Genomic DNA, 12,355 nt, shown 5'->3' with positions numbered 1-12,355 from the left:
CATCGATAGGCGATACGGTCGGTTCGTTGTACGCTACGCGATCCTTCGTCCCGATCCGTTCGCGCCATGCCGTCCGTTGCCTCCCATGAAGACTCGCCGCTGTTCGTTGCCGCGCTTGCGCGCGGGATCTCGCTGCTGACGGCCTTCAAGGAAGGGCGTCCCGCCATGACGCTGCCGGAACTGGCCGAGGCCACCGGGCTCACCAAGAGCGCCGTGCAGCGGTTCGCCCACACGCTCTGGACGCTGGGCTACCTGCGCAAGGATCCGGTCAACAAGAAATTCTCGCTGGCACCGCTGTCGCTGGAACTGGGCATGCGTTATGCCCAGACCAGCCCCGTGGTGCTGGGGGGCAACCCGTTCCTGCACTCGCTCAACCGGACCAGCCAGGAGACCTGCAGCCTGGCCGAGCCCGACGGCACCGACATGGTCTACGTGGCGCGCTTCGCCACGCACAAGCAGATGTTCGTGCACATGCCCGTGGGCATGCGGCTGCCGCTGTACTGCACGGCGGCCGGCCGGGCCGTGCTGTCGCGCCTGCCCGAGGAGGTGGCGCGCGGCCTGCTGGAGCGCTGCGAGCGCAGGGCCTATACGGCCACGACCATCACCGGCATGGCGCAGCTCATGGAAGAGCTGGCGTTTGCGCGTCACCACGGCTATGCCCGCTCCGATGGCGAGTTCTATCCCGGCGACATCACCGTGAGCGCGCCCATCCTGGATTCGGGCGGCACGCCGGTGGGGGCGGTCAACGTCTCGGTGCCGTCCAGCCGCTGGAGTTTCGACGAGGCGCAGGCCGTGTTCGGCCCGCAGGTGCTCGAGACCGCGCATGCGATCAGTGCCTCGCGCACCATAGGCCGCGCCCATCCGTTCTACGCCATGGCCGCGCCGGCGCCGGCCGGCTAGCAAGTCGGCGGCACGCGCTCCGGCGCGTCCAGGCGGGTTGATTCCATACTTATTTAATCGGGATTATTTATCGGCATAAGGGGATTTCCCTACTTATCCGAACGGTGTGGCACTTGTTAATCTAATAACAACACGATCGTATCGTCTGTCGATACCATCATCCAGATTTCATCTGCGCGCCTCATCGGGAGTCCTTTCGTGCCAGAGCCGTCTTCGCCAGTTTTCCAGCCCGTCGCGGGCTTCATGGGGCTGCCGTCCAGCCTGCCGGCCGGGGCGGGCGCTCCCCGCGCCTGCGTCATGGGCATTCCGTTCGATTGCGGCACCCACCCGTTCCGGGTCGGGTCGCGCCAGGGGCCCGATGCCATACGCGAACAGTCGCGCCTGCTGCGGCCTTTCGATCTCTTCCGCCGCGCCGGCGTGGACAACCCGCCGGATTTCCTGCGCGCGGTCGATCTGGGCAACGTGGTCTGCCATCCCGGCGACCCCGAGGCTTCGTATCCGCTGATCGAGGCTGCCGTGGCCAGCGTGCTGGATGCCGGCGCGATCCCGATCAGCATGGGCGGCGACGGGGCCGTCACGCTGCCGCAGCTGCGCGCCGTGTCGCGCCGCCATCCGGGCTTCGTGGTGCTGCACATCGATTCGCACACCGACACCTATCCGATCCCGGGCTACAACACGGCCACCACGTTCACCCGCGCGGCCGAAGAGTCGCTGCTGGACGTGGGCGCCAGCTACCACGTGGGCACCCGCGGCAATTCCTTCATGGGCGGCGTGGTCGAGTACGGCCGCGAAGTGGGCTACACCGTGGTGCCGTTCGACGAGATGCAGCGCGATCCGCAGGCCCTGTTCGCCGACATCCGCGCCCGCATCGGCGACCGGCCGGTATACCTGTGCTTCGACATGGACATCTTCGATCCCTCCTGCGCGCCGGGCGTGTGCACGCCGGAGTGGGGCGGCCTGTCGGCGCGCGAAGGCCTGGAGCTGCTGCGCAGCCTGGTCGGCCTGAATTTCGTCGCCTTCGACGTGAATACGGTGTCGCCCCCGCAGGACGTGGGCGGCGCCACCGCTTTCCTGGCGGCCACGGTGATGCAGGAGTTCTGCATGCTCGCCGCCGCCGCCATCCAGCGTCATCCGCAGGGCCGTCCCGCCTGAGCGGGCCGACGCTGCACCATTCTGTGAACAAGGGGAAATACATGAAATCCGGAATCATCGCCGCAGGCCTGCTCGTTGCGGGCCTGCTTGCCCACGCCATGCCCGCTTCGGCCCGGCCGCTCGACGAGATCCGCGCCGGCCAGACGCTCAACGTGGTCACCACCGCCTCGGCGCCGCCGCACGGCTTCATGAATCCGGCGTCGAACCGGATGGAAGGCATCATGGTCGACGTGGGGGCCGCCGTGGCCAAGCGGCTGGGCGTCAGGCAGGAACTGATCCAGGTGCCGTTCTCCGGCCTCATTCCCACGCTGACTTCCGGGCGCGCCGACGTCATGTCGGCGCCGCTGTTCATCACCGAGGAGCGCGCCAAGGCCATCGATTTCTCCGTGCCGGTGTACGAATGGGGCGAAGGCGTGGTGGTCAGCGAGAAAAGCGAGCGCAGCTACGCCAGCTTCGAGCAGATCCAGGGCAGCCGCGTGGGCGTGCTGGTGGATTCCGTGCAGTTCAACATGATCAAGGACATGCCCGGCACCAAGGTATCGACCTATCCCGACTATGCCACGCTGCTGGCCGACGTGCGGGCCCGCCGCATCGACCTGGGCATCGTCGATCCCCCCAGCATCATCTACCAGATCAAGAGCAAGAACATCCCGGGCGTCAAGCTCGACACGAGCTACAAGCCGCAGAAGATCTGGCAGGTGGGCATGGCCGTGGAAAAGGGCAATGCCGAGCTGCTGGCCGCGGTGAACCAGGCGCTGGCCGAGATCAAGCGCAGCGGCGAGATGGCCGAGATCGGCCGCAAGTGGGGCATTTCGGACCTGCTCAGCAAGTAAGCCGGCCTTCATGAATCCCCACCGGAGCCCCGCATGACGCTCGACACGCTGCGCATGTACCTCACGCCCCTGGCCGAAGGGTCGGCGTGGACCCTCGCCCTGTTCTTCTGTTCCGCCATCCTGGCCGTCGCGCTCGGGCTGGTGGTGTGCCTGTGCCGGCTGTCGCGCTCGCGGCTGCTGAGCCGCGCGGCCCGCTTCTATATCGAAGTGATCCGCGGCACGCCGCTGCTGCTGCAGCTCTTCTACATCTATTACGGCCTGCCCGAGATGGGCATCGTCATGGACGGCTTCGTGGCGGGCGTGCTGGGGCTCACCCTCAACTTCGGCGCCTACCTGGCCGAGCTGTTCCGCAGCGGCATCCAGTCGGTGGATTCCGGGCAGTACGAAGCGGCGCGCGCCCTGGGCCTGAACAAGACCCAGCGGCTGCGCCGCATCGTGCTGCCCCAGGCGCTGCGCACCGTGTTCCCGGCGCTGGGCAACTATGCGCTGGTGCTGGTGAAGGAAACCTCGCTGGTCGCCGTGATCAGCGTATACGAGCTCATGCGCGCCGGCGAGATGCTGGCCGGGGCCACGTTCCAGGCCCTCACCGTCTACACCATGGTGGGCGTGATCTACTTCGCCATGTGCAGCGTGCTGTCGTACCTGTTCCGCCGCTCCGAGAAGCGGCTGACCATCCCGGGCTACTGGAGCGGGGCGGGCGAGAACCACGACATCAGCAAGGCATGAAAGACATGAGCGTAGCAACCCCCCAGGCGCCGATGATCTCGTTCGAAGGCGTGTCGAAGTGGTATGGCGAGTTCCAGGTCCTGCGCGACATCACGCTGCAGGTGCAGCCCGGCGAACGCGTCATCCTGTGCGGGCCGTCGGGCTCGGGCAAGTCCACCACCATACGGCTGATCAACCGGCTCGAGGAGCACCAGCAGGGCCGCATCGTGGTCGACGGCATCGAGCTCGACGACAGGATGTCCAGCATCGAGCGCATCCGCGCGGAAGTCGGCATGGTGTTCCAGCATTTCAACCTGTTCCCGCATCTCACCGTGCTGGAGAACTGCACGCTGGCGCCCATGCTGGTCAAGCGCGTGCCCGAGCCCGAGGCCCGCGCCCGCGCCATGGAATACCTGTCGCGGGTCCATATCCCCCAGCTGGCCGACAAGTACCCGGGCCAGATCTCGGGCGGCCAGAAGCAGCGCGTGGCCATCGCGCGGGCCCTGTGCATGCAGCCCAAGGTCATGCTGTTCGACGAGCCCACCTCGGCCCTGGATCCGGAAATGGTGAAGGAAGTGCTGGACACCATGGTGGAGCTGGCCCGCGACGGCATGACGATGATCTGCGTGACCCATGAAATGGGATTCGCCCGCGAGGTGGGCAACCGGATCGTCTTCATGGACCAGGGCAGCATCGTCGAGACCGACACGCCCGACAATTTCTTCCGCGCGCCCCGCACCGAGCGCGCCCGCGCCTTCCTGGGCCAGATCCTGCCCTGAGGGCGGGCCGCGGTTGCCGCCGCGTTGGCGCGCCCGCGGCAATGGTTCTATCCTTGCGGCACGGAGTGGACCTATCCGCGAGGCGGCTCCCTTCCTATGATGCGTATCCACGTCCCGCGCGGCCGGCCGGTCGCGCTTTTGCAAAATCCTCTGCCTGGAACACCATGAACGGCGCCGACAGCCTCTGCGACACCCTGCTTGCCAACGACATCGATGTCTGCTTTGCCAATCCCGGCACGTCCGAGATGCATTTCGTGGCCGCGCTCGACCGCAAGCCGCGCATGCGCTGCGTGCTGGGCCTGTTCGAGGGCGTGGTCACGGGGGCGGCCGACGGCTATGCGCGCATGGCCGACAAGCCGGCCGCCACGCTGCTGCACCTGGGGCCGGGCCTGGGCAACGGCCTGGCCAACCTGCACAACGCCAAGCGGGCGCGCACGCCCATGGTCAACGTGGTGGGCGACCACGCCACCTACCATGTCCAGTACGACGCACCCCTGACCAGCGACGTGGATGCCGTGGCGGCGCCCATGTCGCACTGGGTAGGCCGGATTCCCGATGCCGCTTCCATGTCGGCCCGCGCCAGCGAAGCCATCCGCGTGGCCCGCCAGGCGCCGGGCAACATCGCCACCCTCATCCTGCCCGCCGATGCCGCCTGGACCGAACTGCCTGCCGACACGCCGGCGCCCCGGCCGGTCGAGCCGGCTGCGCCGGCCGCGCCCGATGCCCAGGCCATCCGCGAAGCGGCGCAGGCCATCCGTTCCGGCCAGGCCACGATGCTGCTGCTGGGCGGCGCCGCGCTGCGCGGCCGGGCCCTGGCCGCCGCCGGGCGCATCGCGCAGGCCACGGGCGTGCGCCTGGCGTCCGAGACCTCCAATCGCCGCATCGAGCGCGGCATCACGCGCACACCGGTGGAGCGCCTGCCTTACCCGGTGGACCTGGCCGTGGCCTTCCTCAAGGACGTCTGCCACCTCGTGCTGGTGGGCGCGCGCTCGCCCGTGGCCTTCTTCGCCTATCCCGGCAAGCCCAGCCTGCTGGCGGCCGAGTCGTGCCGCCACGTCACCATGGCCACGCCCGAGCAGGACCTGGCCCAGGCGCTGGAATGGCTGGCCGACGAGCTGGGCATCGCGCCCGACGCGCCGCAGCTGCAGGCGCCTGCCATCGATTTCGACCTGCCCACTTCGGGCGCCCTGACCAGCAGCGCCCTCAACCGCATCACCGCCGCCATGCTGCCCGAGCACGCCATCGTGTGCGACGAGTCGATCACGCAGGGGCGCGAACTGGCGCTGTACAACGTGGCTGCCGCGCCGCACGACTGGCTGCAGCTCACCGGCGGCGCGATCGGCGCGGGCCTGCCGCTGTCGGTGGGCGCCGCCGTCGCCTGCCCCGACCGCAAGGTGGTCGTCATGCAGGCCGACGGCAGCGGCATGTATACCGTGCAGTCGCTCTGGACCCAGGCGCGCGAGCGCCTGGACGTGCTCACCATCATCTATGCCAACCGGTCGTATGCCACCCTGCATGGCGAAATGAAGAACGTGGGCGTGCAGCAGCCCGGCCACAATGCCCGCCGCATGCTGGACCTCGACGACCCCAGCATCGACTGGGTGCACGTCGCCCGGGGCATGGGCGTGGAGGCGGTGCGCGCCGATACGGTGGAAGGCTTCACGCGCGCCCTGCGCGACGGGCTGGGGCGCAAGGGCCCTTATCTCATCGAAGCGCTCATCTGACGCCGCGGATGGCCGTGGCGCGGACATCCCGCCTGCGCCGGGCGGGCGTTTGCTCTATGCTGATTGTGCAGTGCGAAAGATTTCCGGGCGGCGCTTCGCCATGCGGGGCGCGGCCGGCCAGCAAGGATTCATGACATGAAGTTTGCCGAATTGCGCGAAGGCATGGTGATCCAGGGTGGGCCTGTCGTGGTCACCGAGCAGGAGATCCTGGAATTTGCGCGCAAGTACGATCCGCAGTGGTTCCATACCGATGTGCAGCGCGCCCAGGAAGGCCGCTGGGGCGGCCTGATCGCCAGCGGCTGGCACACCTGTGCCCTGGCCATGCGCATGGCCGTCGACGCCATCCTCCATGATTCCGAGTCGTTCGGCTCGCCCGGCCTGGGCGAGGTGCGCTGGCGCGTGCCGGTGCGGCCCGGCGATACGCTGCGCCTGGAGGCGCGGGTGCATGCCGTGCGGGCTTCCTCCTCCCGCGAAGACCTGGGCATCGTCACCTGGGCGTGGATCGTGCTCAACCAGCACAACGAGGCGGTGCTCGAGCTCGACGCGACCAGCCTGTTCGACCTGGCCGGCAACTAGCCCTGACGGCAGGCCGGCACAGGCGCGAAGCCGGTGGCCCGGCCAGGCCGTGCGGCCGGGCGCCCGGTCAGGCCGGTTCGGGCAGGGTGCCTGCCGGCAATTGCGCGCAGTGGTCGTAGATCTCGCCGGGCCGCGTGAACCAGATGCGGTCGCGCTGGGGATGCTGGGCGATGTGCTGCAGGGCGCGGCGCAGGGCGCGCAGGCGGTAGGGCTGGCCCACCACCATGGCGTGCAGCGCCAGGCTGCATACCACCGGCTGCCTGGCGCTCTGTGCCAGCATTTCCTCGAACTGGTCCACGATGGCCTGCGTGAAGTCGTCGGGGCTCTGCTGGCGCACCAGCATCTGGGGCGAGTCGTTCAGTTCGAACGGGTAGGGCACCGACATGATGCGTCCGCCCCGCGTCTTCATCCAGAGCGGCTGGTCGTCGGCCGGCCAGTCCATCACGAACTTGAAGCCGGCCTCCTCGAGCAGATCCGGCGTGACCTTGCTCACCGACATCCAGGGCGCCATCCAGCCGCGCGGCGCCTGCCCCCAATGCTGCGCGATCTCGTCGCGCACCTCGGCGATGAAGCGGGCCTCGTCGCGCTCCCACATGCCGCCGTGCCGTTCGGCATTGGTGCGGCCGTGCGCGATGATCTCGTCGCCGCGGGCGCGGATGGCACGCAGGATCTGCGGCGCGTATTCGAACAGGGTGGTGTTGATCAGGTGGGCGGCCGGCAGCCCGAGCTCGTCCAGCAGGTCGAAGACGCGCCACACGCCCACGCGGTTGCCGTAGTCGCACCAGGCGAAGGCGCGCTGGTCGGGCGCGGGCAGCGGCGTGGACAGGGAATGCGTGAGGCCCGCGCCGAAGGCGAAGTGCTCGATGTTCAGGCCGATGTAGAAGGCCAGGCGCTTGCCCTCGGGCCAGCTGTAGTCGGGGCGCTCGATGATCGGGCTGTAGGCATAGCGGTTGTGGTGCGGCAGCAGCATGCGGACCTCCTGCAGGATGGCGGCCCGACGCGGGCCGGTGTGAACGAGGTGAACAGTGTGAAAAGGACTGGCGGCAGTGTACCAAAATTGGTTATTATCCCAATACGTTAACAGCACGGGCCAGCTGCCCGTCGGATCCCGTCCACAATGAAGCCCGGCAAATTCGCCTATTACGAGCCCACGTCGGTGGAGCAGGCCTGCGTCATGCTGGCCGACGTGGCCGACCACGACGGCAGGGTCATCGCCGGCGGGCAGACCCTGGTGCCCGCCATGGCGCTGCGCTATGCGCAGCCGGCCTACCTGATCGACATCAACGGCATCGCCGCGCTGCGCGAGCTCTCGCTCGAGGACGACGCCCTGGTGGTGCGCGCCTGTGTGCGCCATGCGGCGTTCCATCAGCCCGTGGTCCAGGGGCCGCTGGGCGAGCTGCTGGCCACCGTGGTGCGGCACATCGCCCACCTGCCCATACGCAACCGCGGCACCTTCTGCGGCAGCCTGGCCAATGCCGACCCGGCCTCGGAATGGTGCCTGGTGGCGGCCACGCTCGAGGCCGGGCTGGAAGTCGCCAGCGTGCGCGGCACGCGCACGGTGCTGGCGTCGGCCTTCTTCCAGGGCTACATGGCCACGGCGCTGGCGCCCGACGAACTGCTGGTGGCGGCGCGCCTGCCGCGGCTGGCGCCGGCCACGCGCTTCGGCTTCGACGAGTTCAGCCGCCGTGCGGGCGATTTCGCCCAGGCCATGGCGCTGGCCACGCTGGAATTGCACGATGGGGTCATGCGGCACGTGCGGCTGGGCGTGGGCGCGGTGGAAGCCAAGCCGCGGCGCCTGGCCGAGGCGGAAGCCATGCTGGAAGGCCGCGCGCCCGATGCCGCCGTCGTCGCCGCCGCGGCGCAGGCCGCCGCCGAGTCGGTGGAGCCCGTGGACGCCGACCCCGCAGAACAACGCTACCGCCGGCGCCTGGTCGCCACCGTAGCAGGCAGGGCGCTGCAGCGCGCCCTGGCCCATGGGCTGCCGCAAGGCGGCCAGGAGCCCGCACATGCATGAGATCGAGATCACGCTGGACGTCAACGGCGATTCCTACCCGCTGCGCGTCGAGCCGCGCCGTACGCTGGCCGACACGCTGCGCGACGCATGCGGCCTTACCGGCACCCACCTGGGCTGCGAGCACGGCGTGTGCGGCGCCTGCACCGTGCTGGTCGACGGCGAACCGGTGCGCTCCTGCCTGATGTTCGCCGTGCAGGCCCAGGGCAAGCGCATCGACACGGTGGAAGGCATGGCCTGCGGCGGCTGCCTGCATCCGCTGCAGCAGGCATTCATGGACCAGCATGCGCTGCAGTGCGGCTTCTGCACCCCCGGCTTCCTCATGCTGGCGCGCGGCGTGCTCGAGCGCGACCCCGACATCAGCGACGCCGACCTGCTCGACGCGCTGTCGTCCAACCTGTGCCGCTGCACCGGCTACCAGAACATCATGGCGGCCGTGCGCCAGGCGCGCGCCGCGATGCGGGAGGGAAGCTGAACATGGATACCCGGACCAGGCCGCCGGCGCGGCCCCAGGATGCCGCCGACGCCGCCGAAGCCGTCATCGGCCGCTCGGTGCCGCGGCTCGAGGATCCGCCGCTGGTGCGCGGCGAGGGCAGCTTCGCGGCCGACGTCAATTTCCCGCGCCAGCTGCACATGCGGGTGGTGCGCTCCGATGTGGCGCACGGCCTGCTGCGCGCCATCGACACCGAGGCCGCGCGCCGCGCCGACGGCGTGGTGGCCGTCTGGACCGGCGCCGACGTGGCCGACATCCCGCCGATTCCGTTCCGGGCCACCAAGGTGCAGGGGCTGGAACCCTATTGCCAGCCCATCCTGGCCCAGGCGCGCGTGCGCTACGTGGGCGAGCCCGTGGCGGTGGTGTTCGCCACCGATCCGTATCTCGCCGAAGATGCGGCCGCGCTGGTCGCCGTGCGGATCGAGGCACTGCCGCCGGTGCTGGACGCGCGCCAGGCGCCCGGCGAATTCCTGCCAGGCCTGGATACCGAGCCCACGGTGATCCGCAAGGGCTATGGCGACGTGGACGCCGCCTTCGCGTCGGCCTGGGGCGAGGTTTCGCTGTCGCTGTCGGTGGGGCGGCACAGCGGCGTGCCGCTCGAGTGCCGCGGCGCCATCGCGCGCTACGACGCCGCGCGCGACGTGCTGGAAATGTACGGCGCGGCCAAGAAGTCGCACTGGAATCGCGACGAGATGGCGAAGATGCTGGGCCGCGCGCCGGCCAGCATGCACCTCTACGAAGGCCATGTGGGCGGCGGCTTCGGCGTGCGCGGCGAGCTCTATCCCGAAGACGTGCTGGTGTGCCTGGCGGCGCTGCGCCTGCGGCGTCCGGTGAAGTGGGTGGAGGATCGCCGCGAGAACCTCGTGGCGATGAACCACTCGCGCGAGCAGTACCACGACATCCGCGCCGCCATCGACCAGGACGGCCGCATCCTGGCCATCGACAACGTGTTCTACCACAGCCAGGGGGGCTACGTGCGCACGCACGGCCCGCGCGTGGCCGACATGTCGGCCGGCCTGCTGCTGGGGCCCTACTGCGTGCCGGCGTATCGCGTCGCGGCGCACTATCGCCTCACCAACAAGACCCCGGCCGCCACCTACCGCTCGCCGGGGCGCTACGAAACCACCTTCGTGCGCGAGCGCCTCATGGACGCCATCGCGCAGCGCGTCGGCATCGACCCGATCGAGGTGCGCCGGCGCAACCTCGTGGGCAAGCACGAAATGCCCTATACCCGGCCGCTGGATGCGCTGGGCGTCGACGTGGTGCTGGATTCCGGCGACTACGCCGGCCTGCTCGACAAGACGCTGGCCCGGCTGGACTGGGAATCGCTGCAGCAGGACCTGCGACGGCGCCGCGCCGCCGGCGAGCACGTGGGCCTGGGCCTGGCCATGTTCGTGGAGAAGTCGGGCCTGGGGCCTTCCGACATGGTGCGCCTCACGGTGGACACCGCGGGCTGCGTCGAGCTGGTCACGGGGGCGGGCTCGGTGGGGCAGGGCATGGAAACGGCGCTGGCGCAGATCTGCGCCCACGAGCTGGGCGTGGACTACCGCAGCGTGCGCGTGGTCAAGGGGCGCACCGACCAGATCGAGTTCGGCAACGGGGCGCACGCCTCGCGCGTCACGGTGATGTCCGGCTCGGCCACCCAGATCGCGGCGCGCGAGGTGCGCGCCAAGGCGCTGGAGGCAGCCGCCCGCATGCTGGGCCGTGCTCCCGACGAACTCACCGTCCGCCAGGGCCGCGTGGTGCCGCGCGACGAACCGCAGGCCGAGGGCGTCACGCTGGCGGAGGTGGCGCGCTACCGCCATCCCGGCCAGAAGACCAGCCAGGGGCTGGAGCCCGGCCTGTCGGCCGAGGGCTGGTTCTACAGCGAGCACATGAACTATCCCTACGGCATACACGTGGCCCAGGTCTGCCTGGATGCCGGCACGGGCGGCGTGCGCGTGGAGCGCTATTTCGTGGCCTATGACGTGGGCCGCGCCGTCAATCCCAAGATGATCGAAGGCCAGATCGTCGGCGGCCTGGCCCAGGGGCTGGGCGGCGCCCTGTACGAGCAGTTCGCCTACGACGCCGCGGGCCAGCCGTTGTCCACCACCTTCGCCGACTACCTGATGGTCACGGCGCACGAGATGCCCGAGGTCGAGGTGCTGATCACCGAGGACGCGCCCAGCCCCCTCAATCCGCTGGGCCTGAAGGGGGCGGGCGAAGGCGGCACCAATGCCGTGGGCGCCGCGGTGGCCGCCGCCGTCGACGACGCGCTCGGCCAGCCCGGCGCCATCGTCCGTCTACCCATCATGCCCATGCAGGTGCTGGACTGCCTGGCCGGCGATGCCGGCCGGCCGTCGCGGCACGCGCCTCCAAGGAAAGAACCCTGATGCAATTCGCCAATCGCTTCGAAGTGTCGCTGCCGCCCGAGGAGGCCTGGCCGCTCCTGATGGACGTGCGGGAAGTGGTGCCGTGCATGCCGGGCGCCGAGCTGGTGGAGGTGGTGGACGAGCGCACCTTCAAGGGCAAGGTGTCGGTGCGGCTGGGGCCGGTGAACCTGGTGTTCCTGTGCGATGCCCGTTTCGAGGACGTGGATGCGCAGGCCCGCACCGCCACGGTCCAGGCCACGGGTTCCGATGCCAAGGGACGCGGCGGGGCGCAGGCCACCATCGGCTTTCGCTGCCAGCCCTGCGTGGCCGGTTCGCTCATCCTGATCGACACCGACCTGGCCCTGTCGGGCACGGTGGCGCAGTACGGACGGGGCGTGGGCCTGATCCAGAACGTGGCCAACCAGATCATCCGCCAGTTCGCCGCCAATCTCGAGGCCCGCATCGCGCAGCGCCGCGACGCCGATGGCGAGGCCGCGGTGCCGGGCATGCCGCCGCCGGCGGGGGCTGCCCTCTCCGGCATGCCGGACATGCCGGCCGCGGCCGCGGCCGCTGCAGGCGGCGATTTCCTCCAGGTCTATCGCCAGGGCTACATGGCGGGCTTCGCGGCCGGACACCTCGCGGGCTACGGCGCCGCGGCCGAACTGCTGCGCCAGGGCCGCGACCCGCTGGCGTCGCGGCACGCCGGGCCTGCGCGCGCCCAGCCCATAGGCGGCTTCTCGCTCTTCTTCGCTTCGCTGTGGGCCACGGTGCGCGGCTGGTTCGGCCGCCGGCCATCCTGACCGCCGCCCGCGCCGTCCCGCGTCCCAATCC

The 12,355-nt window shown here is 69.8% G+C and carries 12 protein-coding genes; 11 read left to right on the top strand and 1 reads right to left on the bottom strand.

Features of this window, described 5'->3' with window-relative positions:
- Positions 1-66 precede the first annotated feature (66 nt).
- The 7 genes from ACYBYQ_RS15585 to ACYBYQ_RS15555 all read left to right on the top strand — a co-directional run bounded on the left by ACYBYQ_RS15585 (position 67) and on the right by ACYBYQ_RS15555 (position 6,669).
- On the top strand, positions 67-900 hold the full coding sequence (locus ACYBYQ_RS15585) for an IclR family transcriptional regulator (RefSeq protein ID WP_459615198.1): 834 nt from the start codon (positions 67-69) through the stop codon (positions 898-900).
- 243 nt (positions 901-1,143) lie between these two features.
- A complete protein-coding gene (locus ACYBYQ_RS15580; protein ID WP_459618800.1) occupies positions 1,144-2,052 on the top strand; it encodes an arginase family protein in 909 nt (302 codons plus the stop codon).
- Between the two features lie 41 nt (positions 2,053-2,093).
- Complete coding sequence (locus ACYBYQ_RS15575) at positions 2,094-2,885, top strand: ABC transporter substrate-binding protein (RefSeq protein WP_459615197.1); 792 nt, start codon at positions 2,094-2,096, stop codon at positions 2,883-2,885.
- A 33-nt stretch (positions 2,886-2,918) separates the two neighbouring features.
- The gene (locus ACYBYQ_RS15570; RefSeq protein ID WP_459615196.1) at positions 2,919-3,611 is read left to right on the top strand and encodes an amino acid ABC transporter permease; all 693 of its coding nucleotides are present in this window, start codon (positions 2,919-2,921) and stop codon (positions 3,609-3,611) included.
- Between the two features lie 32 nt (positions 3,612-3,643).
- On the top strand, positions 3,644-4,369 hold the full coding sequence (locus tag ACYBYQ_RS15565; RefSeq protein WP_459618799.1) for an amino acid ABC transporter ATP-binding protein: 726 nt from the start codon (positions 3,644-3,646) through the stop codon (positions 4,367-4,369).
- Between the two features lie 164 nt (positions 4,370-4,533).
- Positions 4,534-6,093: an acetolactate synthase large subunit gene (locus tag ACYBYQ_RS15560; protein ID WP_459615195.1), complete on the top strand. Its 1,560-nt coding sequence runs from the start codon at positions 4,534-4,536 to the stop codon at positions 6,091-6,093.
- Positions 6,094-6,228: 135 nt separating this feature from the next.
- Complete coding sequence (locus ACYBYQ_RS15555) at positions 6,229-6,669, top strand: MaoC family dehydratase (protein ID WP_459615193.1); 441 nt, start codon at positions 6,229-6,231, stop codon at positions 6,667-6,669.
- Between the two features lie 67 nt (positions 6,670-6,736).
- On the opposite strand, the gene ACYBYQ_RS15550 is transcribed toward ACYBYQ_RS15555, so the two are convergent.
- Positions 6,737-7,639 (bottom strand): polysaccharide deacetylase family protein, encoded by a 903-nt coding sequence (locus tag ACYBYQ_RS15550; protein WP_459615192.1) that lies wholly within the window; start codon positions 7,637-7,639, stop codon positions 6,737-6,739.
- Between the two features lie 147 nt (positions 7,640-7,786).
- Between ACYBYQ_RS15550 and ACYBYQ_RS15545 the strand changes: the two genes are divergently transcribed.
- The 4 genes from ACYBYQ_RS15545 to ACYBYQ_RS15530 are packed head-to-tail and all read left to right on the top strand — an operon-like array spanning position 7,787 to position 12,324.
- On the top strand, positions 7,787-8,683 hold the full coding sequence (locus ACYBYQ_RS15545; protein ID WP_459615191.1) for an FAD binding domain-containing protein: 897 nt from the start codon (positions 7,787-7,789) through the stop codon (positions 8,681-8,683).
- Complete coding sequence (locus ACYBYQ_RS15540) at positions 8,676-9,155, top strand: (2Fe-2S)-binding protein (RefSeq protein WP_459615190.1); 480 nt, start codon at positions 8,676-8,678, stop codon at positions 9,153-9,155. The genes ACYBYQ_RS15545 and ACYBYQ_RS15540 overlap by 8 nt, the downstream gene beginning before the upstream one ends.
- Positions 9,156-9,157: 2 nt before the next feature.
- The gene (locus ACYBYQ_RS15535; protein WP_459615189.1) at positions 9,158-11,545 is read left to right on the top strand and encodes a xanthine dehydrogenase family protein molybdopterin-binding subunit; all 2,388 of its coding nucleotides are present in this window, start codon (positions 9,158-9,160) and stop codon (positions 11,543-11,545) included.
- Entirely contained in the window at positions 11,545-12,324 is a 780-nt protein-coding gene (locus ACYBYQ_RS15530) for an SRPBCC family protein (RefSeq protein ID WP_459615188.1), read from the top strand. The genes ACYBYQ_RS15535 and ACYBYQ_RS15530 overlap by 1 nt, the downstream gene beginning before the upstream one ends.
- Positions 12,325-12,355 lie beyond the last annotated feature (31 nt).

The organism is Bordetella sp. 2513F2 (genome assembly GCF_054642735.1).
Note: the sequence above shows the minus strand (reverse complement) of the source record. Positions and strands in the feature narration are given on the sequence as shown.